The sequence below is a fragment of the Mesorhizobium sp. M1328 genome, from assembly GCF_040318075.1.
Classification (GTDB): Bacteria; Pseudomonadota; Alphaproteobacteria; order Rhizobiales; family Rhizobiaceae; genus Mesorhizobium.
The window spans coordinates 434,925-456,859 of record NZ_JAMYLO010000003.1; the positions used below are offsets into that span (position 1 = coordinate 434,925).

Genomic DNA, 21,935 nt, shown 5'->3' on the forward strand with positions numbered 1-21,935 from the left:
AGCTATATGCCGCTTGCCAGATTCAATCCGGCAACGCTGTGATTGCCCTGGTTCATTTCCTCGAGCCGGGCCTTTCGTTCCGCCAGCAGCCCGAGATAGTGCATGGCCACCATCGAGCCGGCAATTGCCGTTATATCGGCGTGATCATAGGCTGGCGCAACCTCGACGACGTCGGCGCCGACGATATCGACCTGGTTGATCTGGCGCAGCACCGACAGGATCTTTGCCGAAGACGGGCCTCCCGCGACCGGCGTTCCGGTGCCGGGCGCAAAAGCCGGGTCCAGGCAATCGATGTCGAAAGTGACATAGGTCTTCTTGCCGCCGGTACGGTCGACGATGGCATAGGCGATGTCGGACGCCCGCATTTCCTCCACTTCATGGCCATACAGGATCTTGATGCCGAACGTGTCGGGCGCATGGGTGCGGATGCCGATCTGGATCGACCGGTCGGGGTCGATGATGCCCTCCTTGACCGCACGGCCGACGAACGAGCCATGATCGATGCGCTTGCCGTCGTCGGGCCAGGTGTCCTGGTGTGCGTCGAACTGCACCAGGGCCAGCGGGCCGTGGATGGCGGCATGCGCCTTGAGCAGCGGCCAGGTGACGAAATGGTCGCCGCCGAGCGATAGCAGGAAGGCGCCGGATTTCAGGATCCTTGCCGCTTCGCGCTCGATTGTAGCAGGCGTCTTCTGGTGATTGCCGCTGTCGAGCAGGCAATCGCCAAAGTCGATCACGGCAAGCTGTTCGAACAGGTCGCGCGAAAACGGATATTGCGGATCGTTGTCGAGGATGGCCGAGGCGCGGCGAATCGCCTGCGGTCCGAAACGCGCGCCCGGCCGATTGGTGACCGCCGCATCGAAGGGAATGCCCCACACCACTGCATCGGCGCCCTTCACGTCCTTCGAATATTTGCGCCGCATGAACGACAGCGCGCCGGCATAGGTCGGCTCAAACGACGCGCCCGTCCTGGAGCGGGTAGTGAAGGCGTGATCTATGGTCCTTGGCGGCATGAAGCGATCTCCTGTGCGTCGACGCGCAACCTTATTGGACATAATTCTCAGAATTGCGACTCCTTCGGAGAACCGAGGCCATTCGAGCCCGGTCACAAGTTCTTGCTTGCCAGACGCGCTCCGCATGGCTGGCCAGGAGATTGCCTGGCAAGCGACCGAAAGTAGCCGCCAACGGCTGCTTCGGCCGGCGCTGACCTGATTTTCCGGCATTTTGCAAGCCGGCTTCGTTCACCTGCCTGTCACGGGCATCGCTTAACGGGGTGCGATCCCGGTACGGAGCGATTCTCATGCGAACGACTTGGCTGAGCCTTCTGCTTTCCGCGGCGCTGGCGGCCTCCCTTGGCCATGCATCGGCAGGCGAAACGCGCGCCAGGCAGATTCTTAACCGCTTCGAGCACGCCAACCAGTGGCGCGACCATGTGATGGTGGCCGCGCACCGCGCCGGCGGCATGCAGGCCGGCAAGACGCTCTATCCCGAAAATTCGATCGCCGCCGTCGAGGCGTCGATTGCAATGGGCGCCGAAATCGTCGAGGTCGACATCAGGCGCTCGAAGGACGGCGAGTTCGTCGTCATGCATGACAGCTGGCTTGACCGCACGACGAACTGCAAGGGCGAGGTGGTCACCCGCACGCTGGCCGAACTCAAGACCTGCCGGTTGGTGATCGAAGGCACCGGCGCCGTTACGGGCGAGACGGTCTCGACGTTGCGCGAGATGTTGATGACGACCAGGGACAGGATCCTCATCAATCTCGACAATAAGCTCGATACCGAAAGCCTCGCTGGCATGGTCGCGGTCGCGCGCGACCTCGGCATGGCCGAACAGGTGATCGTCAAGGAGAATCTGTGGAATGCGGAGCGCATCGCCACCGTCAAAACCGCCATGGACGCGATCGGCAGCGGCTTCCAGTTCATGCCGATCATCGCCGATGATGCGGTTCGCGACGCCATGTTTGCCGAGAAAGTCAGCCGGGCCTTCTCGGTGTGCGCCGTCGAGATGATCAACTGGCGCTCAGGATCAGAGACGCTGACCGAGACCGGCGGTCCGCTGTTCAGCCCACACATGCGCGCGCTGGCGGTGAGGGGCGACTGGCACATCTGGGCCGACACCTACGCCATCGTTAACAAGCCGGGCGGCTTCCTCGCCGGCGGCCGCGGTGACGAGCTGGCGGTCGCGGCCAGCCTGCCGCGCGAGACCTACGGCTTCTGGGTCGAGCGCGGCGCCACCATCATCCAGACCGACGAACCGAGGGCCGCCATCGGTTGGCTGGCGGCGAACGGTTTTCGCGTACCCTATGCCGGTGAGAAGCGCCCGGCCGAGCCGGCCAACACGGCCAGCATTAACTAAGGCCGGGCACGAACCAGAGTGATTGCCACGCTACGCGTGAGCGCGGACATTGCCGCCGATGCCGTCCAATTCCTCGAGTGCATCTTCCGACAGTTCGAGTTCCGCCGCGGCGAGATTTTCCCTGAGATGCGCAACTGACGACGTGCCGGGGATCAGAAGAATGTTTGGCTCGCGGCGAAGCAGCCAGGCGAGCGCGACCTGCATGGGCGTGGCGCCGAGGCGTGCCGCGACCTTAGACAAGGTCGACGACTGCAGCGGGTTGAAGCCGCCAAGCGGGAAGAACGGCACATAGGCGATGCCGTCGCGGGCGAGATCGTCGATCAAGGCATCGTCGCCCCGATGCGCCAGATTGTACTGGTTCTGCACGCAGATGATCTTGCAGATCCTGCGGCCTTCGGCGATCTGCGCAGCGGTGACGTTGCTCAGCCCGATATGATGCACTAGGCCCTGTCGCTGAAGCTCGGCGAGTGCGGCGAGCGGCGCCTCGATCGACCCTTCGGCGGGGCCATGCGCGTCGAACATGACCCGAAGGTTGACCACCTCCAGCACGTCGAGTCCGAGATTGTGCAGATTGTCGTGCACGGCCTTGGGGAGTTCTTGGGCCGAGAAGGCCGGCAGCCACGATCCGTCCTGGCCGCGTCGGGCGCCGATCTTGGTGACGACAACGAGGTCGTCGGGATAGGGTGCGAGCGCTTCGCGGATCAACAGGTTGGTCACGTGCGGGCCATAGAAGTCGCTGGTGTCGATGTGATTGACGCCTTGTGCAACGGCTTCGCGCAGCACGGCCAATGCCGCGTCGTGGTCCTTTGGTGGGCCGAAGACGCCTGGCCCTGCGAGCTGCATGGCGCCGTAGCCGAGTCGTCTGACTTTGCGGTCGCCGAGGATGAATGTGCCGGACTGGTCGAGGCTGGACATGGTTTTTCTCCTTCAGGAACGGTGCACAGATAGACGCTGTCCGATCTCATGATAATTGGGTACAATTCGCACGGGCTGTGCGGAATGACGAACAATGCAGATTGATCTTGGGGACCTGAACGCCTTCGTGGCCGTAGCGCGCGCCAAAGGTTTTCGGGATGCGGCACGCGCCAGCGGCGGCAGTGCGTCCGGCTTGAGCGAGGCGGTGCGGCGCCTGGAGACGCAACTCGGTGTCAGGCTGCTCAACCGGACGACCCGCAGCGTTGTCCTGACGGAAGCCGGCGAAGGCCTGCTGGCGCGGCTCGGTCCTGCCTTGACCGAGGTGGAGTCGGCCCTCGACGTGGTGAACGGCTTTCGCGACAGGCCGGCAGGTACGCTGCGCCTCAACGTGCCGGTCAGCGCGGCGCGACTGGTGCTGCCCGGCATCGTCCCGCGGTTCCTTGCCGCCTATCCCGGCATCCGGCTGGAGGTGATCGCCGAGGAAAGCTTTGTCGATGTGCTGGCGGCGGGCTGCGACGCCGGCATCCGCTATGACGAGCGGCTGGAGCAGGACATGATCGCCGTGCCGATCGGACCGCGCGTGCAGCGCTTCGCCACCGCCGCCAGCCCTGCCTACCTGGATCGTCATGGCCGGCCGCAACACCCGAGCGACCTGCTCGGCCACGCCTGCCTGCGTGGCCGCTTTGCCAGCCGTGCAATGCCGCCGTGGGAATTCGAGCGCGACGGCGAGGTGGTGCGGGTCGACCCGACGGGACCGCTGATCGTGACCCTGGGCGGGGGAGCCGATCTCGCGGTCGATGCAGCCATCGCCGGCACCGGCGTGGTCAGCATCTTCGAGGATTGGCTACGCCCTCACTTCGAGAGCGGGGCGCTCGAACCGGTGCTTGAACCGTGGTGGCAGAGCTTCTCCGGGCCGTTCCTTTATTATCCCGGCCGGCGCCTCGTGCCGGCGCCGCTGCGGGCGTTCATTGACTTCATCAAAGTCTGAAGTCCGCCAGCATGCGTACGAGCCGCGCCCGATGGGTGATGGCTCTGCACGAAAAGAAAGGCCGCCCGGAGGCGGCCTTTCGATAGTGTGTAATTGCGCAGTGCTTAGCGTTTGGAGAACTGGAAGCTCCGGCGGGCCTTCGCCTTGCCGTATTTCTTGCGCTCGACGACGCGGCTGTCGCGGGTCAGGAAGCCACCCTTCTTGAGCACGGCGCGCAGCGCCGGCTCGTAATAGGTCAGCGCCTTGGAGATGCCGTGGCGCACGGCACCGGCCTGACCGGAGAGGCCGCCGCCGATGACGGTGGCAACGATGTCGTACTGGCCGGCGCGGTTGGCGGCGATGATCGGCTGGTTGAGGATCATCTGCAGCACCGGACGCGCGAAATATTCGGCGAACACCTTGTCGTTGACGACGATCTTGCCGGAGCCGGGCTTCACCCAGACACGGGCGATGGCGTTCTTGCGCTTGCCGGTAGCGTAGGCGCGGCCCGATTTGTCGAGCTTCTGGACATGGACGGGTGCTGCCGGCTGGGTGTTGGTGTTGCCGGTGGCAGTTCCGAGTTCTGCGAGCGAGGAAAGCTCAGCCATTTTACGAAACCTTCTTGTTCTTGGCGTTCAGCTTGGCCACGTCGAGGACGACGGGCTGCTGGGCGACATGCGGATGTTCCGTGCCTGCATAGACGCGGAGATTTTTCATCTGGCGACGGCCGAGCGGGCCACGCGGGATCATGCGTTCAACGGCCTTCTCCACGACACGCTCGGGAAAGCGGCCCTCGAGCAGCTGGCGCGCGGTGCGCTCCTTGACGCCGCCGGGGTGGCCGGTGTGCCAGTAATAGACCTTGTCGGTGAACTTCTTGCCGGTGAACACCACTTTGTCGGCATTGATGACGATGACGTTGTCGCCGTCGTCGACGTGCGGGGTGAAGGTGGGCTTGTGCTTGCCGCGAAGATGATTGGCGATGACAGTGGCGAGACGGCCGACGACGAGACCCTCGGCGTCGATCAGCACCCACTTCTTCACCACATCCGCAGGCTTCTGCGAAAAGGTTGCCATGGATTGTTGCTTTCGGTTCGGACCTTCAAAGAAGGCGTTTCTTGTTGCTTGGATTGGCGAAAGGCACTTGCCGTCGCCAATAACAAAACGGCGGCCTTTGCGGGCCGCTGCTTCGTCAGGGCTTATAGGGGAGGGTGGTTATCGCGTCAAGGCGCGTGAAAAGAAGAATGGCAAGCAAAAACAAACAAAAACAATGATTTAACTGAAAGGTATTATTTTACCACATCGTTGATCCGCCTCGGCGGGATCGAATAGGTGCCCGTGGCGTGCGCCACCGTGTGTCCGTCGGGTCCGGCGACGATGTCGATATCGAACACCATCAGGCTCTTGCCGAGCTTGAGGATGCGGCAATGGCCGTCGATCGGCCCGGCCTCGGCCTTGCGGACAAAATTGATGTTGAGATTGGTGGTGACCGAAAGCGCATCCGGCCCGGCATGCGAGAGCACGCAGACATAGCCGCCTATGTCGGCCAGCGTGAACAGCGCCGAACCCGACACGGTGCCGCCGGGACGCAAATGGCGCTCGTCTGCATTGAGCCGCACGATACAGCCGCCTGGAAACACCTCCAACGCCTCATAGAAGGTGAACTGGTCGTTGAGTTGCGGGAAAACGGTCGCCATCAGCGCGTTGATTTCGGCAGCCGTCAGCACCGGCTTGAGATTGCTTTGAGCAGGCATGTCGGTCTCTCGTTTGCGCCTACCTGTATGAGCGTAGCGTGCCGTTTCTGGCAACAGCCATTCATTATTGCAGAAGCGGGGTGTTGGACGAAGCGAGACCCGCATACTAGATTAGTCCATCACCGATCCGGAATCGCGGAGGAACGATCATGGCCGAAATCGTCGCCATCAAGCCTGCCGTTGCCGAAGGGCCGGTCGCCGCCCGGCTGGATAAGGGCGTGCTGCGCCTTACGCTCGCCAATCCGCCGGCCAATGCTCTTTCGCTTGCAGTGATGGCGGCGCTGATGACGGAACTCGACCGCGCCAAGGCCGACAAGTCCGTCCGCGTCATCGTCCTTGGGGCGGCCGGCAAAGTGTTCTGCGCCGGGCACGACCTCAAGGAGTTGAGCACGCATCGCGCCGATGCCGATCGCGGCAGGGCCTTCTTCGAAAAGACGTTTTCCGCCTGCGCTTCACTGATGCAGGCGATCGTTCGCCATCCCAAGCCGGTGATCGCCGAAGTCGACGGACTGGCGACGGCGGCCGGGTCGCAGCTGGTCGCCAGCTGCGACCTCGCCATCGCCTCGCACGAGGCGACCTTCTGCACGCCTGGCGTCAATATCGGACTGTTCTGTTCGACACCGATGGTGGCGCTGTCGCGCAATGTCTCGCGCAAGCACGCCATGGAGATGCTTTTGACCGGCGAGACGATCGATGCGGCAACCGCCAAGGAATTCGGCTTGGTCAACCGCGTCGTGCCGCGCGAATATCTGAATCAGATCGTCACCAAATACGCGCAAACCATTGCGTCCAAATCCTCCTTGGTCGTCAAGATCGGCAAGGAAGCCTTCTACGAGCAGGCGGAAATGGGGCTGGCCGAGGCCTATGATTACACTGGGCGCGTCATGGTCGAGAACATGCTGGCGCGCGATGCGGAAGAGGGCATTGGCGCCTTCATCGGCAAGCGCAAGCCGGAATGGCCGGAGGAATAGGAGGCGGATATGGAACCGCGCATCTCCATCATCACCATCGCCACGGACGATCTCGACCGCGCCACGCGCTTTTATGAGGCGATGGGCCTGACCCGCCACGCTGGGATCACCGACGGCGTTGCCTTCTTCCAGATGGGCGGCGCCATCCTTGCCCTGTTTCCGCGCCCAAGCGCCGAGGAGGATTCAGGCGTGACCTTCGGCAAAGCGCCGTCGGCCGTTTACCTTGCCTACAACACCCGCTCCGACGCCGAGGTCGATGCAGTGCTGGCGCTGGCCGAGACGGCCGGCGGCCGTATCGTCAAGCCGGCGCAACGCGCCTTCTGGGGCGGCTGGTATGGCTATTTCGCCGATGCTGACGGGCATGTCTGGGAAGTGGCGCACAATCCGGCTTTTCCGATCGCGGAAGACGGATCGATTTCGCTGCCGGCTTGACGAGGTTCCCTCTGGCTCATCGCAAGCAACTGACGCGGCTGAAGGCGCCCTATCTCAAGCGTATCCTGATCGAGCCCGGCCGGGTCGTCGATTGGGAAAAATATCCCTGGAACCTGCCGATCTTTCACGGCCACGAATTCGAGCTCGAATTCACCACGCCGATCACCATCATCGTCGGCGAGAACGGCACCGGCAAATCGACATTGCTCGAAGCGATCGGCGCGCTGGCCGGCTACGATGAAGCTGGCGGCGGCAAGGGCTACATGCCGGTCGACCACTCCCGAGCCATCGACAAGAGCGGCGCGGCGCTGGCGGCAACGTTGCGTGGCCACTGGCTGCCGAAGGTCACCGCAGGCTGGTTCTTTCGCGCCGAATCCTTCTATTCGGTCGCCCGCTATCTCGATCAGGCTGCCATCGACGCACATGAGGCGCCGCCCGACTTCCTGTCCTGGTCGCATGGCGAGGGCTTCATCAGGTTCTTCGAGGAGCGCTGCCGCCGGCAAGGCATTTACATCCTGGACGAGCCCGAAAGCGCCTTGTCGCCGACGCGCCAGATCGAACTTCTCAAGATGCTGCGGCGGATGGACCAGTCCGGCACGGCACAGGTGATCATGGCCACGCATTCGCCGCTGCTGATAGCCTGTCCCGGCGCGCGGCTGTTCAGCATCAGCCGGTCCGGGCTCGATCCCACCGATTTTAGCGATACCGACCATTTCCGCATGATGCGCAATTTTTGCAATGATCCAGATGGTTTTCTCGCCGAAGCGCTGTATGAGGACGAGGCATGAACCACGACGCCTACGACAACGCCTATATCGCCGGCATCCTCAATTCGGTGAAGACCATCGCCATGGTCGGCGCGTCGGCCAATGACGTGCGGCCGAGCTATTTCGTGCTGAAATATCTGCTCGGCAAGGGGTTTTCGGTGTTCCCGATCAATCCCGGCCAGGCCGGCAAGGAGATCCTCGGCCAGATGACCTACGCCAGGCTCGCCGACGTTCCGGGACCTGTCGACATGATCGACGTGTTTCGCGCTTCCTCTGCCGTGCCGGGCATTGTCGACGAGGTATTGCGGCTCGATCCGCTGCCGAAGGTCATCTGGATGCAGCTTGGCATACGCCATGACGAGGCAGCCGCACGCGCCGAAGCCGCCGGCATCAAGGTGGTGATGAACCGTTGCCCCAAGATCGAATATGGCAAGCTGTCCGGCGAGATCGGCTGGACCGGCGTCAATTCAGGCGTGCTGTCCTCCAAGAAGCCGCTGATGCGCCCGGGGTTCCAGAGTTTCGGCGTTCGCCAGAAGTAGGTAGTGAATGGTGAATGGTGAATGGTGAATAGAAGGATTTTTCTGGAAGGCGGGCAAGGCGGCATATGAGCCGCTTGCAATCAGGGTGGGGCTGGCCGACTTTGCCATTCACCATTCACCATTCACCATTCACCATTCACCATTCACCATTCACCATTCACCATTGGGGGAGGTTTTCGATGGCCCGCACGCCCGGTTTCAATACGCTCGCCGTCCATGCCGGCGCCAAGCCGGATCCGGCGACAGGGGCGCGAGCGACGCCGATCTACCAGACGACCTCCTTCGTCTTCGACGATGCCGACCATGCCGCCTCGCTGTTCGGGCTGAAGGCGTTCGGCAACATCTACACCCGCATCATGAACCCGACCCAAGCGGTGCTGGAAGAGCGCATCGCGGCACTCGAAGGCGGCACGGCAGGCCTTGCCGTCGCCTCCGGCCATGCCGCGCAGGTGCTGGTCTTCCACAACCTGATGCAGCCCGGCGACAATTTCGTTTCAGCGACAAAGCTTTACGGCGGCTCGATCAACCAGTTCGGCCACGCCTTCAAGAATTTCGGTTGGCAGGTGCGCTGGGCCGACACCAATGACATGTCGACCTTCGAGAGCCAGATCGACGACAGGACCAAGGCGATCTTCATCGAAAGCCTGGCCAATCCGGGCGGCGTCTTCGTCGATATCGAGAAGATCGGCGACATTGCCCGTAAGCACGGCCTGCCGCTGATCGTCGACAACACGCTAGCCTCGCCCTATCTGCTGCGGCCGATCGAACATGGCGCCGACATCGTCGTGCATTCGCTGACCAAGTTCATCGGCGGCCACGGCAATTCGATCGGCGGCGCCATCGTCGACGGCGGCACCTTCGACTGGTCGAAGTCGGGCAAATATCCGATGCTTTCGGAGCCGCGCCCTGAATATGGCGGCCTCGTCCTGCACGAAACCTTCGGCAATTTCGCTTTCGCCATTGCCGCCCGCGTGCTCGGCCTGCGCGATATCGGCGCCGCGATTTCGCCGTTCAACGCGTTCCTGATCCTGACTGGCCTGGAAACCTTGCCGCTCAGGATGCAGCGCCATTGCGACAACGCGGCGGCGGTCGCCGGATGGCTCTCCAACCACCCCAAGGTCGCCTGGGTGTCCTATCCCGGCCTGCCCAGTGACAAGAACAACGCGTTGCAGAAGAAGTACTCGCCGCTTGGCGCCGGCGCGGTGTTCACCTTCGGGTTGAAGGGCGGCTACGCGGCGGGCATCAAATTCGTCGAAGCGCTCGAACTGTTCTCGCACCTGGCCAATGTTGGCGACACCAAGTCGCTGGTCATCCACCCGGCATCGACCACGCATCGCCAGCTTTCCGACGAGCAGAAGATCAACGCCGGGGCAGGGCCGGACACGGTCAGGCTTTCGGTCGGTATCGAGGATGTCGACGACATCGTCGCCGATCTGGAACAGGCTCTCGCCAAGGTTTGATCGCCATGACCAGGCCGAAATTTCTTTCCGTCGGCGTCGACACCGTCGAACCGGAGCTTGGCGCACCGGCGCCGGATCGCCTGATTTCGGGCGATCCGAAATTCCGCACCTGGAATGTTGAGGAGCAGGACGGCGGCCTCTATGCCGGCATATGGGAAGCGACGCCAGGCAAATGGCGCATCGAATATGATGAGTGGGAGTTCTGCCACATCCTTTCAGGGGTCTCGGTGATCGCCGAAGACGGCGGCGATGCGCGCACTGTCGGGGCCGGCGATAGTTTCGTGCTGAGGCCGGGCTTCAAGGGCAGCTGGGAAGTGCTTGAAACGACTCGCAAGGAGTATGTGATCAAGCTTTGATCACCCTGCGGCTGAGCCTGCCGGATCGAATGCTCAAAAGCGTACCGCGAGCGTTTCCAGCCCGTGGAAATGATAGCTGTCGCGGAAGCGTGGCTGTTCGGCGAGATGGAGCCGCGGCAAGCGCTCGAACAGGGTTTTCAGCGACACCTGCAGTTCGAGCCGGGCGAGCGGCGCGCCGATGCAGAAATGGATGCCGGCGCCGAACGATACGTTCTTCTGGTCGGCACGGTCCGGCCTGAAGGCGAGGGGCTCGGCAAACGCAGTAGGGTCGCGATTGGCCATGCCGAGCAACAGCCCGATCGTCTCGCCCGGCTGGACGATGATCCCCGGCCCGGCCTCGACCTCCTGATAGGCGTAGCGCGTGAACATGTGCAGCGGCGCGTCGAAGCGCAGGCACTCTTCGACCGTCGCGGCTGTTGCTTCCAGTGAGGCGAAGAAGCGGCGCGGGTCGCCGCCTTGCGCAAGGATCGAGCGCACCGCATTGCCGGTCTGGTGGACAGTTGCCTCATGACCGGCATTGAGCAAAAGGATTGCCGAGGACACCAGTTCGTCCTCCGACAGTTTCTGGCCGTCCTCCTGTGCCGCAATCAGCAGCGACAGAAGATCCTCGCCCGGCCTCTTTCGCCGCTCGGCGACGTAGCCGCGCAGAAAATCGGAAAAGTCGCGCGCGGCGCGATTGGCCGTCTCTTCGGTCTCGCGGGTGCGGCCATGCATATACATGGCGACCATCCGATGCGACCAGTCGAGCAGCTGCGGCCCCATGTCGACCGGCACGCCGAGCATTTCCGCAATGATGGTAATCGGCAAGGGAGCGGCGAACGCCGGCAGCAGGTCGACTCCTCCTGGTTCGAAACGGTCAATCAGTTCGTTGGCCAGCGCCTCGACGCGCGGCCTGAGCCGCTCAACCTGGCGCGAGACGAAGGCGCGGTTGACCAGCGTTCTGAGCCGTGTGTGGACGGGCGGCTCCAGCTCCAGCATCGAATTGGCCTCGACGCCGTCGAAGGCGCTGAGATGCGTGCGGTCCTGGCCGATGCCCCGGCTGTCCGGAATGCCGGCCGGGTTCTGCCGGCCGAAGCGGCGATCGCGCAACAGACGGTTGACGTCGTCGAAGCCGCCAAAGCACCAGAAACCAAATTCTTCCCAGACGAAGGCGTTCGATGCGCCGTGCAGGAAGGTGTAAGCTTCGTAAGGGTCCTGGAAAAAAGCCGGCTCGTGCGGATCGAGCCGCAGGCGACGCGTGGCTGGATCAAAGGCAAGGTAGGGCGGCTTCAATTCGGTCATGCCAGATCATTAGCGCGGCTTGCCAGTCTGGTGCCAGACCGTGTGTTGGCCCTCCCGAGAGGTGAGCCGCCGAAGCGGTTGCGGAAGGACGGTTTCATGAATGTGATCGTGGTCGGTGCGGGCATTGCCGGGCTTTCCACAGCGTGGTCTCTGGTCAAGGCCGGTCACCTCGTCTCGATCGTCGAGCAGGGACCGATTCCCAATCCGCTTGCAGCGTCGGGCGACCATCATCGCATTATCCGCCGCGCCTACCGGGCCGGAACGGGCTACGGCCGGCTGATCACCGAAGCCTACGAAGCATGGGACGAGATGTGGGCCGATCTCGGCGAAAGCCATCTCGATCCGCGCGGCTTCATCTGTATTTCGCGGGAGCCGGGAGATGAGGCGGAGGAATACCGCGAAGGCATGGAAGCCGGGAATTATCCGTTCGAATTGTTCGAACCGGACGCCGCGGTCGAACGCTGGCCGTTCCTGCAGCCCGGTTCGTTCCGCTATGCGTATTTTTCGCCGGACGGTGGCGCGTTGCACTGCCGCAAGATCGCCTGGGGCCTCGCCACGTGGCTGCGCGCGAATGGCGCCAATGTCTACGAAAACAGCAAGGTGGTCGAGATCGACGCCGACGCCGGACATGTCGTGCTTGCGAGCGGCGAAACGATGCAGGCCGACCGGATCATCGTCGCTGCCGGCGCCTGGGTGCTAAAACTGTTCCCGGAGCTGGATGGCCAACTGAAAACCTGGCGCACCGCGCTCGCCTATGTCGAACCGCCGGCGGATCTGAAAGCAGCTTGGCAGGCTGCACCCGTTGTCCTCGACATCGGCGGCAGCGTCGACGGCTATGCAATCCCGCCGACAGGTGGCGCCAGCATGAAATTCGGCTCGGGCCTGCACAGGGTGCCGACCAGCGATGCCGACTGGAACCGCCAGCCGGTGCCGGGCGAGGGTGAGGCGATCCGCAACCTGTTTTCGCCGCCGATTGCCCGCATCGCGGAATACAAGGTCACCGAAGTGGTCACCTGCGCCTACACCTTCACCGCCGACGAGAAGTTCCTGGCCCACCGGAAAGGCAAATGCCTGGTTATCTCGGCCTGCTCCGGCCACGGCTACAAGTTCGGCGCGGCAGTTGGCAGAAGGGTTGCGGCCTGCGTCGGCAATGGCGATGTCGACGGCCTGAAGAAATGGCTCAGGGCCGAGGCGGCCTGAGCGCCTAGTATCGGCAATGCCTCGGAATATGCACGCGCCGCCAGCTCGACGAGCCCTCCCTGACCACCACGCGGCGAGCCACTGTCTGGTAGGACGCCGGAATGTCGATGATGCGCCGCTGCTCCGGCCGCACCAGCACCTCTTCGGCGACGCTCTCGTATTCGGCGGGGAGGACAACGCGCCGCCGGCGTTCCGGCTCAACCACGACGATTTCGGCCACGCGTTCATAGCGCGCCCTGTGCCTGACCTTGCACAGCACCTTGCGGCCATTGATGATGCGCCATTCCCAGGAATAGCCGCTGTTATCGACCCTCACGGAGCGGTGGATGGTGCGGGTGATGGCGGGCACGATCTCGTAGCTGACGCGCGCCGGCGCGATCTGGACCACGCGCTCGCGCGTCCCGTAGATTGGCGCCTCGTATTCCACCTGCTGGCCGGCTGGGCTGACGAGCACGTCCTCGTAGAGCGTGTCGTAGACGGCCGGCCGGTTGACCTGCTCGTAGCATTCGACCGCGCGTCCGCCGGCAGCCGCCTCGGACGCCATGCCGAGAACGGTGATGCCGGTAAGGGCCAAGGAAGCAGTTTTCCTGATCATCGCACTCCCCCTTATTTGAACTGCGTGAAGCGGGTTCAACGTTGGATTGTAGGGCAAGCCGCGGCCGGAAAAAGCGGTTTCACCACTTTTCGTTAAGCGATGCGGTTAAGAAACTGCTAAACAACGGCCAGACATGAGCGCCCCTTCCCACCGCAGGAGAGGGGCTGCCGGCACGGCGACAGGCGAAACTGGTTTGGAAACCTTGATTCGACTTAACCGGATGGCTAGGAGAGGCGGCCTTGCGCTAGGGTGAGCCGGCATCCTATTTACACAATAACGATCCAGAACCGATTCTGCCCGATTGCAAATCTCCGGCGCCGGAATCCCATCCTCAAAAAGGGATAGTCCATGAAGAACCCCGTCGAAACCTACATGAACCTCGTTCCGATGGTGGTCGAACAGACCAATCGCGGCGAGCGGGCCTACGACATTTTCTCGCGGCTCCTCAAGGAGCGCATCATTTTCATCACCGGTCCGGTCGAGGACGGCATGGCGACGCTGGTCTGCGCGCAGCTGCTGTTCCTCGAGGCGGAGAATCCGAAGAAGGAAATCAACCTCTATATCAACTCACCCGGCGGCGTCGTCACCTCCGGCATGGCGATCTACGACACCATGCAGTTCATCAAGCCCGCTGTGTCGACGCTGTGCATCGGCCAGGCCGCATCGATGGGCTCGCTGCTTCTCACCGCAGGCGAGAAGGGCATGCGCTTTGCCACGCCGAACGCCCGCATCATGGTCCACCAGCCTTCCGGCGGCTTCCAGGGCCAGGCCTCCGACATCGAGCGTCATGCCCAGGACATCATCAAGCTGAAGCGCCGCCTCAATGAGGTTTACGTCAAGCACACCGGCAAGAGCTACGATGAGATTGAAAAAACGCTCGACCGTGACCATTTCATGACTGCCGACGAGGCCAGGGATTTCGGCCTCATCGACAAGGTCATTTCGTCACGTGAGCCGGTCGAAGGTATTGCCTTATAGGTCCGCGGTGGCCCCGCGGTGGCAATGAGTGGCGGGATCACGCGCTTTTGGCGCAGCTTGCGGCATTTCGGCCACAATTGGCTGTTCCCTCGACGGGTGCAATTGCCTACGTTAAGGCTATGTTGATTTTCGACGGCTTAGCTTTGCGCGTGGGGTTGTTCGAATCATTGCCCCGTTTTCCGATTTGTGTTTCGTACGGAATGCGTTGCGGGAGCCGGGGCACTGGCGGCAGCGGATTCCCGCGATAGATTGAATATACGCCCTTTCAACCAGACCATCGGCGGGCGGCCATGAAAGGACAGGAAAATGAGCAAGGTCGGCAACAACAGCGGTGATTCCAAGAACACGCTTTATTGCTCGTTTTGCGGCAAAAGCCAGCACGAAGTGCGCAAGCTGATCGCCGGGCCGACGGTGTTCATCTGCGACGAATGCGTCGAACTGTGCATGGACATCATCCGCGAGGAGAACAAGACCTCGATGGTGAAGTCGCGCGAGGGCGTGCCGACCCCGCAGGAAATCCTAAAAGTTCTCGACGACTACGTCATCGGCCAGCCCTACGCCAAGCGCGTACTGTCGGTGGCCGTCCACAACCACTACAAGCGCCTCGCCCATGCCGGCAAGAACAACGACGTCGAGCTGGCGAAGTCGAACATCCTGCTCATCGGCCCGACCGGTTGCGGCAAGACGCTGCTGGCGCAGACGCTGGCCCGTATCATCGACGTCCCCTTCACCATGGCCGACGCGACGACGCTGACCGAGGCCGGCTATGTCGGCGAGGATGTCGAGAACATCATCCTGAAGCTGTTGCAGTCGGCCGACTACAATGTCGAGCGCGCCCAGCGCGGCATCGTCTATATCGACGAGATCGACAAGATCTCGCGCAAGTCGGACAATCCCTCGATCACCCGCGACGTGTCGGGCGAGGGCGTGCAGCAGGCACTTTTGAAGATCATGGAAGGCACCGTTGCCTCCGTGCCGCCGCAGGGCGGCAGGAAGCATCCGCAGCAGGAATTTCTGCAGGTCGACACCGCCAACATCCTGTTCATCTGCGGCGGCGCTTTCGCCGGCCTGGACAAGATCATCTCGGATCGCGGCAGGAAGACCTCGATCGGTTTCGGCGCCATCGTCGCTTCGCCCGAGGATCGCCGCACCGGCGATGTTTTCCGCCTGGTCGAGCCTGAGGATCTCTTGAAGTTCGGCCTCATTCCCGAGTTCGTCGGCCGTCTGCCTGTCTTGGCCACGCTGGAGGATCTCGACGAGCCGGCACTGATCCAGATCCTGACCGAGCCGAAGAACGCGCTGGTCAAGCAGTATCAGCGGCTGTTCGAGATGGAAAATGTCGACCTGACCTTCCACGAGAACGCGCTCTCGGCGATCGCCAAGCGCGCCATCGAGCGCAAGACCGGCGCACGCGGCCTGCGTTCGATCATGGAAGCGATCCTGCTGGACACCATGTTCGAGCTGCCGGCACTAGAAGGCGTGCGCGAAGTGGTTATTTCGGAAGAGGTGGTGTCAGGCAACGCCAGGCCGCTCTACATCTATTCCGAGCAGAAGGAAAAGAAGGGCAACGTCAGCGCCTGACGTGAGCCGGCAATGGATTTTTCTGAAACGGCGCCGCAGGGCGCCGTTTTGCTGTCGCACACCGCGTATGGCGCCGCGTAATGGCCGCGGATTGGAGGGACGGACCGTGTTGACCCTTGATCTTTACCCCCTGTGCCTCCAACTAATGGCAGAAGGCCGTGGTGCCGAATTCTGTGCTGTAAAACTCCCGTCACAAACGGTGGTAGGCGGAACGATCCCCGGTCGTTAATATGAGATTCGCGGTTGGCCGATTGGCGGCCGCGACATGAAAGGTTGGACAATGGCCAAATTATCCAAGGCTCCCAGCGACGGCGTCTTTGCAGTCCTCCCACTGCGCGACATCGTGGTGTTCCCGCACATGATCGTTCCGCTCTTTGTCGGGCGTGAAAAGTCGATCAAAGCGCTGGAAGAAGTGATGGGTCAGGAAAAGCAGATCCTGCTCGCGACCCAGATGAATGCCGCCGACGACGATCCGGAGCCCGATGCCATCTTTGACATCGGCACGCTCGCCAATGTGCTGCAATTGCTGAAACTGCCGGACGGCACCGTGAAGGTGCTGGTCGAAGGCGCCTCGCGCGCGAAAATCGTCGCGTTCACCGACCGTCCCGACTTCCATGAGGCCCGTGCTGCTGCGCTGGTCGAACCGGATGAGGAAGAGGTCGAGGTCGAGGCGCTGGCGCGTTCCGTGGTCACCGACTTCGAGAACTACGTCAAGCTGAACAAGAAGATCTCGCCCGAAGTGGTAGGTGCCGCCAGCCAGATCGACGACTATTCCAAGCTCGCCGACACGGTCGCTTCGCATCTTGCCATCAAGATCCCCGAGAAGCAGGAGATGCTCGCCACGCTGTCCGTCAAGGAACGGCTGGAGAAGGCGATGGGCTTCATGGAAGCCGAAATCTCGGTGCTCCAGGTGGAGAAGCGCATCCGCTCGCGCGTCAAGCGCCAGATGGAGAAGACGCAGCGTGAATACTACCTCAACGAGCAGATGAAGGCGATCCAGAAGGAGCTCGGCGAGGGCGAGGACGGCCGCGACGAGGCCGCCGAGATCGAGGCGCGCATCAAGAAGACCAAGCTCTCCAAGGAGGCCCGCGAAAAGGCGGAAGCCGAACTGAAGAAGCTGCGGACGATGTCGCCGATGTCGGCTGAATCGACCGTCGTGCGCAACTATCTCGACTGGCTGCTGTCGATCCCGTGGGGCAGGAACTCCAAGGTCAAGCAGGATCTGGCCTTTGCCCAGAACGTGCTCGATACGGATCATTTCGGCCTCGACAAGGTCAAGGACCGCATCGTCGAATACCTCGCCGTGCAAAGCCGCCAGAAGAAGCTGAAGGGGCCGATCCTGTGCCTCGTCGGACCTCCCGGCGTCGGCAAGACGTCGCTCGGCAAGTCGATCGCCAAGGCGACCGGCCGCGAGTTCATCCGCATGGCGCTGGGCGGCGTGCGCGACGAAGCCGAGATCCGTGGTCACCGCCGCACCTATATCGGCTCGATGCCCGGCAAGGTCATCCAGTCGATGAAGAAGGCGAAGAAATCCAACCCGCTCTTCCTGCTCGACGAGATCGACAAGATGGGCCAGGATTTCCGCGGCGATCCGTCATCGGCTTTGCTCGAGGTGCTCGATCCCGAGCAGAACTCGACGTTCATGGACCATTACCTCGAGGTCGAATACGACCTGTCGAGCGTGATGTTCGTGACGACGGCGAACACGCTGAACATCCCTGCGCCCTTGATGGACCGCATGGAGATCATCCGTATCGCCGGCTACACCGAGGACGAGAAGATCGAAATCGCCAAGCGTCACCTGATGCCCAAGGTGATCCGCGACCACGCGTTGCAGCCGAAGGAGTTCTCCGTCGGCGAGGACGCGATCCGCGGCATCATCCAGACCTACACCCGTGAAGCGGGCGTCAGGAGCCTGGAGCGCGAGCTGATGAAGCTCGGGCGCAAGGCGGTGACCGAGATCCTGAAGACGAAGAAGAAGACGATCAACATCACGGCGGACAATCTTGCCGATTACCTTGGTGTTCCGCGCTTCCGCTTCGGCCAGGTCGAGAGCGACGATCAGGTCGGCGTGGTCACCGGGCTCGCCTGGACGGAAGTCGGCGGCGAGCTGTTGACGGTGGAAGGCGTCATGATGCCCGGCAAGGGCCGCATGACCGTGACCGGCAATCTGCGCGACGTGATGAAGGAATCGATCTCTGCGGCGGCCTCTTACGTCCGCTCGCGGGCCATCGATTTCGGCGTCGAGCCGCCGCTGTTCGACAAGCGCGATATCCACGTCCACGTGCCAGAGGGTGCAACCCCGAAGGACGGACCGTCGGCTGGCGTGGCGATGGCGACGGCGATTGTCTCGGTGCTGACCGGTATCCCGGTCAGGGCCGATGTGGCGATGACCGGCGAGATCACGCTGCGCGGCAGGGTGCTGCCGATCGGCGGCCTTAAGGAAAAGCTGCTTGCCGCACTCCGCGGCGGCATCAAGAAGGTGCTGATCCCGGAAGAGAACGCCAAGGATCTGGCGGAGATTCCGGAAAACGTGAAGAGCGGCATGGAAATCATTCCGGTCTCACGCGTTGGCGAAGTGTTGCGCCATGCGCTGGTGCGCATGCCGGAACCCATCCAGTGGGTCGAACCCGTTAATGCGCCGGCCGTGGTCGATGTCGGAGACGAGGCTGGTAAATCGCTAGCGCATTAGCTCTTGCTAAAGTTGCAATGCACAAAGAGAGAGCCGGGCCTTGAGCCCGGCTTTTTCATGTGAAGAACCCCGGATTTCCGGGCTTTTTTCGACTTTCTTGACGCTTTTCGACTTGGTTGCCGGAGCGCTTCTTTCTAAAGTCCGTTTCCTGCCGGATTGAGTCGAGTGTTCCGGTTTTCTCATGGAAGGGAATTTTTATGAACAAGAACGAACTGGTATCCGCTGTCGCCGATGCCGCGAGTATTTCGAAGGGTGACGCGCAGTCGGCGGTTGATGCGGTGTTTTCCGTCATCACCGGCGAACTGAAAAAGGGCGGCGATGTCCGGCTTGTCGGCTTCGGAAATTTCACCGTGTCAAAACGCGCCGCGTCGACCGGCCGCAATCCGCAGACCGGTGCGGAAGTGAAGATCCCGGCGCGCACCGTGCCGAAGTTCTCGGCCGGCAAGGGCCTCAAGGACGCTGTCAACTAAGCGCCTCCTTAAGTCTTTCAGAGAAAAGAAAAGCCGGCATATCCGGTTTTTCTTTTCTGTTGGAAAGGGCGGCGCTATGCCGTCGGCGCGTCAGTGCGCATCAAGCCTTCGTTCTTGAGATCGGCCCACAGCGCCGATGGCAGCTTCGCGTCGAGCAGCGAGCGATTGCTTTCGACTTCGCCCGGCCGCTGGCCGCCGGGGATTACCGAGACGACGGAAGGATGCAGCAGCGGGAACTGCAGCGCCGCCTCGATCAGGCGCACGCCGTGGCGCTTGCAGACGGCCTCGATGCGGGTAACGCGGTCGATGATGTCCTGCGGCGCCTCCGAATAATTGTAGTAGGCGCCGGGCTTCGGCCCGGTTGCCAGGATGCCGGAATTGTACGGCCCGCCGAGAACGATGCCGATGCCGCGTTGCTGGCATAGCGGCAGGAAAGACTGCAGCGCTTCCTGCTCCAGCAGCGTGTAACGCCCGGCAAGCAGGAACAGATCGAAATCGCCGCGCTCGGCCAGCGTCTGGGCAACCGGCCACTCGTTGATGCCGCCGCCGAACGCCTTGATCACGCCCTGGTCGCGCAATGCCAGCAATCCGTAGTAGCCGGAGCTCATGAATTCCTGGATGCGCTGGTCCGAGGCTTCCTTGCTGCCATGGGTGAAGATGTCGACATCGTGCACGAAGAGGATGTCGATGCGGTCGACGCCGAGCCGTTCCAGCGAGGCTTCGAAGGAGCGCATGACGCCGTCATAGCTGTAATCGTAGACCTCGCGGCGCGATGGGGTGTCGAAGAATTTGCCGATGCCGGTGCGCTGTTCCGGCGGGCAGGCGCGCATGATGCGCCCGATTTTGTTGGACAGCACGTAGTCGTCGCGCTTCTTCGAACGCAGGAACGGATTGAGCCGCGTTTCGGCAAGGCCCAGCCCATAAAGCGGCGCGGTGTCGAAGTAGCGGCAGCCGACCCGCCATGCCGTCTCCAGAGTGGCATTGGCATCCTCGTCGGAGACGGCGCGGTAGAGATTGCCGAGCGGCGCGGTGCCGAAGCCGAGCTCGGTGAAGTTGATGCCGCCATTGCCGATGCGGTCGAAATGCCGTGTCTTCATATGCTGCCGTTTCCTCGTTTTTGCGATTTGCCATGACACTATCACGGTTGCGGCGCATCAAAAGCACTGCGTGTCGTTGGACACCGATTTTCGTGGTGATAGCATGAATGAAAACAAGCTGTTCGAGGCAAATGTGAGCGAGATATTCAAGTGGTTCCCCGGCACCGGCAAGCTGGTGCAAATGTCATGACGGACGCCGGCGAAAACCTGTTTGGGATTGCGCTGAGCGAGCTTGGCACCGTGCTGGAGCGTATCGACGAAAGCCGCATCGACGCCGCTTGCGCCATCTTGGCCGGAGCTAGAAAGATCGTCACCTATGGCTGCGGCCGCGAGGCGCTGCAGGTCAAGGGTTTTGCCATGCGGCTCTACCATCTCGGCCTGCCGGTGTCGGTTGTCGGCGACATGACCACGCCGCCGCTGGGCGCGGGCGATGTCTTCCTCGCCAGCTCCGGCCCGGGCGAGACCTCGACCGTGCTGACCTTGATGCGGGTCGCACGCGATGCCGGTGCCGCCGTCCTGCTGCTCACCGCGCAAGCCGACAGCACTGCCGCAAAGCTGGCAGACTTCACACTGCTTATTCCTGCTCAGACCATGGCCGACGACCAGGGCCCGGAAAAGACATCCGTGCTGCCGATGGGCTCGGTTTTCGAAGGCGCGCTGTTCGTCCTCTTCGAAGTGATGGTGCTGAAGCTCAGGGATCTGACCGGCGTCTCGCCGGAAGCGATGCGCGCCCGCCACACCAATATGGAGTAGGTGTCATGCGCTACGAATTGATGCTGCCGCACCAGATCCGCAAGGCGATCGCCGAGAACCGGCCGGTCGTGTTGCCGCTCGGTGTGCTCGAATATCATGGCGAGCACATGGCCGTCGGAATGGACACGCTGGCGGTGGTCAAGAGCCTGGAACTGTTCGAAAAAGAAGCCGAGATCGTCATTCTGCCGCCCTTCTATTACGGCGCGGCGAGCTATGCGGTTGCAGCACCGGAAGGCAGTGGTTCGGTGCAGGTCGGTGGCAATGTGCTGGCGCCATTTGCGGAAGAATTGTTCTACAGCCTGTTGCGCATCGGCTTCCGCAACATCCACGCCATCATTCACCACCAGACCGAAAATTTTGCCGCCGGCATGCCAACCGATCTCGCCTTCAAGGCCGCCGGCCGGCAGGCGATCTTCCGCTTCCTGGAGAAAGAACGCGGCGAAGGCTGGTGGGGCTCTGCGGCGATGGCCGACTATTATGCCGAGCACGCCGAGGGCAGCAATTTCTTCAACTGGGTGCAGGTGCATCCGCTGATGCCGGCTTCAATGCACAGCCAGTACCCGTTCGATCATGCCGGCATCGGCGAGACGTCACTGATGCTGGCGCTGTGTCCGGAAGCGGTGGACGCCGGCCGTTTCGCCGACAACACCGGCTGGTACACGGCAAGCGCCTCCGAAGCCTCGGCGGAATTGGGGCAAAAAGGGGTTGCCATGATTCTCGATCATTTGCGGGCAACACTTTCGGGTTAGCCCGGTTTTCCCTTCTCCCCTTATT

At 62.3% G+C, this 21,935-nt stretch carries 23 protein-coding genes; 15 read left to right on the forward strand and 8 right to left on the reverse strand.

Annotated features, from left to right (window positions below; all coding sequences use genetic code 11):
- Positions 1-2 precede the first annotated feature (2 nt).
- The gene (gene speB, locus NKH23_RS10690) at positions 3-1,010 is read right to left on the reverse strand and encodes an agmatinase (RefSeq protein WP_353025852.1); all 1,008 of its coding nucleotides are present in this window, start codon (positions 1,008-1,010) and stop codon (positions 3-5) included.
- Between the two features lie 287 nt (positions 1,011-1,297).
- Here speB and NKH23_RS10695 point away from each other — a divergent pair, with 287 nt between their 5' ends.
- Positions 1,298-2,356, forward strand: a complete 1,059-nt coding sequence (locus NKH23_RS10695) for a glycerophosphodiester phosphodiesterase family protein (protein WP_353025853.1) — start codon at positions 1,298-1,300, stop codon at positions 2,354-2,356.
- Positions 2,357-2,386: 30 nt separating this feature from the next.
- Here NKH23_RS10695 and NKH23_RS10700 read toward each other — a convergent pair whose 3' ends face one another.
- Positions 2,387-3,271, reverse strand: a complete 885-nt coding sequence (locus NKH23_RS10700; RefSeq protein WP_353034644.1) for an aldo/keto reductase family oxidoreductase — start codon at positions 3,269-3,271, stop codon at positions 2,387-2,389.
- Positions 3,272-3,365: 94 nt separating this feature from the next.
- On the opposite strand from NKH23_RS10700, the gene NKH23_RS10705 reads away from it, so the two are divergent.
- Positions 3,366-4,259 (forward strand): LysR family transcriptional regulator, encoded by an 894-nt coding sequence (locus tag NKH23_RS10705; RefSeq protein WP_353025855.1) that lies wholly within the window; start codon positions 3,366-3,368, stop codon positions 4,257-4,259.
- 104 nt (positions 4,260-4,363) lie between these two features.
- Here the strand turns inward: NKH23_RS10705 and rpsI are convergent, their stop codons facing one another.
- From rpsI to NKH23_RS10720, 3 genes are all read right to left on the reverse strand, one after another.
- A complete protein-coding gene (gene rpsI / locus NKH23_RS10710) occupies positions 4,364-4,846 on the reverse strand; it encodes a 30S ribosomal protein S9 (RefSeq protein WP_023717316.1) in 483 nt (160 codons plus the stop codon).
- Position 4,847: 1 nt separating this feature from the next.
- Entirely contained in the window at positions 4,848-5,312 is a 465-nt protein-coding gene (rplM, locus tag NKH23_RS10715; RefSeq protein WP_023674645.1) for a 50S ribosomal protein L13, read from the reverse strand.
- Positions 5,313-5,524: 212 nt separating this feature from the next.
- Complete coding sequence (locus NKH23_RS10720; RefSeq protein WP_353025857.1) at positions 5,525-5,989, reverse strand: PaaI family thioesterase; 465 nt, start codon at positions 5,987-5,989, stop codon at positions 5,525-5,527.
- A 149-nt stretch (positions 5,990-6,138) separates the two neighbouring features.
- Here NKH23_RS10720 and NKH23_RS10725 point away from each other — a divergent pair, with 149 nt between their 5' ends.
- The 6 genes from NKH23_RS10725 (at position 6,139) to NKH23_RS10750 (ending at position 10,514) form a co-directional block, all read left to right on the forward strand.
- Positions 6,139-6,960 carry an enoyl-CoA hydratase gene (locus NKH23_RS10725; protein ID WP_352714780.1) on the forward strand — a complete coding sequence of 274 codons (822 nt, stop codon included), beginning with the start codon at positions 6,139-6,141 and terminating at the stop codon, positions 6,958-6,960.
- Between the two features lie 9 nt (positions 6,961-6,969).
- Positions 6,970-7,392, forward strand: a complete 423-nt coding sequence (locus NKH23_RS10730) for a VOC family protein (RefSeq protein ID WP_352910857.1) — start codon at positions 6,970-6,972, stop codon at positions 7,390-7,392.
- Between the two features lie 11 nt (positions 7,393-7,403).
- Positions 7,404-8,180: an AAA family ATPase gene (locus NKH23_RS10735; RefSeq protein WP_353025886.1), complete on the forward strand. Its 777-nt coding sequence runs from the start codon at positions 7,404-7,406 to the stop codon at positions 8,178-8,180.
- On the forward strand, positions 8,177-8,698 hold the full coding sequence (locus NKH23_RS10740) for a CoA-binding protein (RefSeq protein WP_292654186.1): 522 nt from the start codon (positions 8,177-8,179) through the stop codon (positions 8,696-8,698). Before NKH23_RS10735 ends, NKH23_RS10740 begins: the two co-directional genes overlap by 4 nt.
- 179 nt (positions 8,699-8,877) lie before the next feature.
- Positions 8,878-10,158, forward strand: a complete 1,281-nt coding sequence (locus NKH23_RS10745; RefSeq protein WP_352714775.1) for an O-acetylhomoserine aminocarboxypropyltransferase — start codon at positions 8,878-8,880, stop codon at positions 10,156-10,158.
- A gap of 5 nt (positions 10,159-10,163) precedes the next feature.
- On the forward strand, positions 10,164-10,514 hold the full coding sequence (locus NKH23_RS10750; protein WP_292654182.1) for a cupin domain-containing protein: 351 nt from the start codon (positions 10,164-10,166) through the stop codon (positions 10,512-10,514).
- Between the two features lie 33 nt (positions 10,515-10,547).
- Here the strand turns inward: NKH23_RS10750 and NKH23_RS10755 are convergent, their stop codons facing one another.
- Positions 10,548-11,795 carry a cytochrome P450 gene (locus tag NKH23_RS10755; protein WP_353025860.1) on the reverse strand — a complete coding sequence of 416 codons (1,248 nt, stop codon included), beginning with the start codon at positions 11,793-11,795 and terminating at the stop codon, positions 10,548-10,550.
- A gap of 96 nt (positions 11,796-11,891) precedes the next feature.
- On the opposite strand from NKH23_RS10755, the gene NKH23_RS10760 reads away from it, so the two are divergent.
- On the forward strand, positions 11,892-12,995 hold the full coding sequence (locus NKH23_RS10760; RefSeq protein WP_352910852.1) for an NAD(P)/FAD-dependent oxidoreductase: 1,104 nt from the start codon (positions 11,892-11,894) through the stop codon (positions 12,993-12,995).
- A gap of 4 nt (positions 12,996-12,999) precedes the next feature.
- Here NKH23_RS10760 and NKH23_RS10765 read toward each other — a convergent pair whose 3' ends face one another.
- The gene (locus tag NKH23_RS10765) at positions 13,000-13,590 is read right to left on the reverse strand and encodes a hypothetical protein (RefSeq protein ID WP_353025862.1); all 591 of its coding nucleotides are present in this window, start codon (positions 13,588-13,590) and stop codon (positions 13,000-13,002) included.
- A gap of 348 nt (positions 13,591-13,938) precedes the next feature.
- Between NKH23_RS10765 and clpP the strand changes: the two genes are divergently transcribed.
- From clpP to NKH23_RS10785, 4 genes are all read left to right on the forward strand, one after another.
- On the forward strand, positions 13,939-14,568 hold the full coding sequence (clpP, locus tag NKH23_RS10770; protein ID WP_352516802.1) for an ATP-dependent Clp endopeptidase proteolytic subunit ClpP: 630 nt from the start codon (positions 13,939-13,941) through the stop codon (positions 14,566-14,568).
- Positions 14,569-14,874: 306 nt separating this feature from the next.
- The gene (gene clpX, locus NKH23_RS10775; RefSeq protein ID WP_006332719.1) at positions 14,875-16,149 is read left to right on the forward strand and encodes an ATP-dependent Clp protease ATP-binding subunit ClpX; all 1,275 of its coding nucleotides are present in this window, start codon (positions 14,875-14,877) and stop codon (positions 16,147-16,149) included.
- Between the two features lie 280 nt (positions 16,150-16,429).
- Positions 16,430-18,841 (forward strand): endopeptidase La, encoded by a 2,412-nt coding sequence (gene lon / locus NKH23_RS10780; protein WP_352491903.1) that lies wholly within the window; start codon positions 16,430-16,432, stop codon positions 18,839-18,841.
- Positions 18,842-19,038: 197 nt separating this feature from the next.
- Complete coding sequence (locus NKH23_RS10785) at positions 19,039-19,311, forward strand: HU family DNA-binding protein (RefSeq protein WP_006201846.1); 273 nt, start codon at positions 19,039-19,041, stop codon at positions 19,309-19,311.
- A 74-nt stretch (positions 19,312-19,385) separates the two neighbouring features.
- On the opposite strand, the gene NKH23_RS10790 is transcribed toward NKH23_RS10785, so the two are convergent.
- Positions 19,386-20,408: an aldo/keto reductase gene (locus tag NKH23_RS10790; RefSeq protein ID WP_353034646.1), complete on the reverse strand. Its 1,023-nt coding sequence runs from the start codon at positions 20,406-20,408 to the stop codon at positions 19,386-19,388.
- A 186-nt stretch (positions 20,409-20,594) separates the two neighbouring features.
- Here NKH23_RS10790 and hxlB point away from each other — a divergent pair, with 186 nt between their 5' ends.
- Together hxlB and NKH23_RS10800 are read left to right on the forward strand one after the other, a co-directional pair.
- Positions 20,595-21,161 (forward strand): 6-phospho-3-hexuloisomerase, encoded by a 567-nt coding sequence (gene hxlB / locus NKH23_RS10795; RefSeq protein WP_352977416.1) that lies wholly within the window; start codon positions 20,595-20,597, stop codon positions 21,159-21,161.
- Positions 21,162-21,166: 5 nt separating this feature from the next.
- Entirely contained in the window at positions 21,167-21,910 is a 744-nt protein-coding gene (locus NKH23_RS10800; RefSeq protein WP_352977417.1) for a creatininase family protein, read from the forward strand.
- Positions 21,911-21,935: the final 25 nt, after the last annotated feature.

Excerpts from the sequence above, each read along its gene's own strand:
- speB (WP_353025852.1), bottom strand. The coding sequence starts at position 1,010 with ATGCCGCCAAGGACCATAGATCACGCCTTCACTACCCGCTCCAGGACG.
- NKH23_RS10695 (WP_353025853.1), top strand. The coding sequence starts at position 1,298 with ATGCGAACGACTTGGCTGAGCCTTCTGCTTTCCGCGGCGCTGGCGGCC.
- NKH23_RS10700 (WP_353034644.1), bottom strand. The coding sequence starts at position 3,271 with ATGTCCAGCCTCGACCAGTCCGGCACATTCATCCTCGGCGACCGCAAA.
- NKH23_RS10705 (WP_353025855.1), top strand. The coding sequence starts at position 3,366 with ATGCAGATTGATCTTGGGGACCTGAACGCCTTCGTGGCCGTAGCGCGC.
- rpsI (WP_023717316.1), bottom strand. The coding sequence starts at position 4,846 with ATGGCTGAGCTTTCCTCGCTCGCAGAACTCGGAACTGCCACCGGCAAC.
- rplM (WP_023674645.1), bottom strand. The coding sequence starts at position 5,312 with ATGGCAACCTTTTCGCAGAAGCCTGCGGATGTGGTGAAGAAGTGGGTG.
- NKH23_RS10720 (WP_353025857.1), bottom strand. The coding sequence starts at position 5,989 with ATGCCTGCTCAAAGCAATCTCAAGCCGGTGCTGACGGCTGCCGAAATC.
- NKH23_RS10725 (WP_352714780.1), top strand. The coding sequence starts at position 6,139 with ATGGCCGAAATCGTCGCCATCAAGCCTGCCGTTGCCGAAGGGCCGGTC.
- NKH23_RS10730 (WP_352910857.1), top strand. The coding sequence starts at position 6,970 with ATGGAACCGCGCATCTCCATCATCACCATCGCCACGGACGATCTCGAC.
- NKH23_RS10740 (WP_292654186.1), top strand. The coding sequence starts at position 8,177 with ATGAACCACGACGCCTACGACAACGCCTATATCGCCGGCATCCTCAAT.
- NKH23_RS10745 (WP_352714775.1), top strand. The coding sequence starts at position 8,878 with ATGGCCCGCACGCCCGGTTTCAATACGCTCGCCGTCCATGCCGGCGCC.
- NKH23_RS10750 (WP_292654182.1), top strand. The coding sequence starts at position 10,164 with ATGACCAGGCCGAAATTTCTTTCCGTCGGCGTCGACACCGTCGAACCG.
- NKH23_RS10755 (WP_353025860.1), bottom strand. The coding sequence starts at position 11,795 with ATGACCGAATTGAAGCCGCCCTACCTTGCCTTTGATCCAGCCACGCGT.
- NKH23_RS10760 (WP_352910852.1), top strand. The coding sequence starts at position 11,892 with ATGAATGTGATCGTGGTCGGTGCGGGCATTGCCGGGCTTTCCACAGCG.
- NKH23_RS10765 (WP_353025862.1), bottom strand. The coding sequence starts at position 13,590 with ATGATCAGGAAAACTGCTTCCTTGGCCCTTACCGGCATCACCGTTCTC.
- clpP (WP_352516802.1), top strand. The coding sequence starts at position 13,939 with ATGAAGAACCCCGTCGAAACCTACATGAACCTCGTTCCGATGGTGGTC.
- clpX (WP_006332719.1), top strand. The coding sequence starts at position 14,875 with ATGAGCAAGGTCGGCAACAACAGCGGTGATTCCAAGAACACGCTTTAT.
- lon (WP_352491903.1), top strand. The coding sequence starts at position 16,430 with ATGGCCAAATTATCCAAGGCTCCCAGCGACGGCGTCTTTGCAGTCCTC.
- NKH23_RS10785 (WP_006201846.1), top strand. The coding sequence starts at position 19,039 with ATGAACAAGAACGAACTGGTATCCGCTGTCGCCGATGCCGCGAGTATT.
- NKH23_RS10790 (WP_353034646.1), bottom strand. The coding sequence starts at position 20,408 with ATGAAGACACGGCATTTCGACCGCATCGGCAATGGCGGCATCAACTTC.
- hxlB (WP_352977416.1), top strand. The coding sequence starts at position 20,595 with ATGACGGACGCCGGCGAAAACCTGTTTGGGATTGCGCTGAGCGAGCTT.
- NKH23_RS10800 (WP_352977417.1), top strand. The coding sequence starts at position 21,167 with ATGCGCTACGAATTGATGCTGCCGCACCAGATCCGCAAGGCGATCGCC.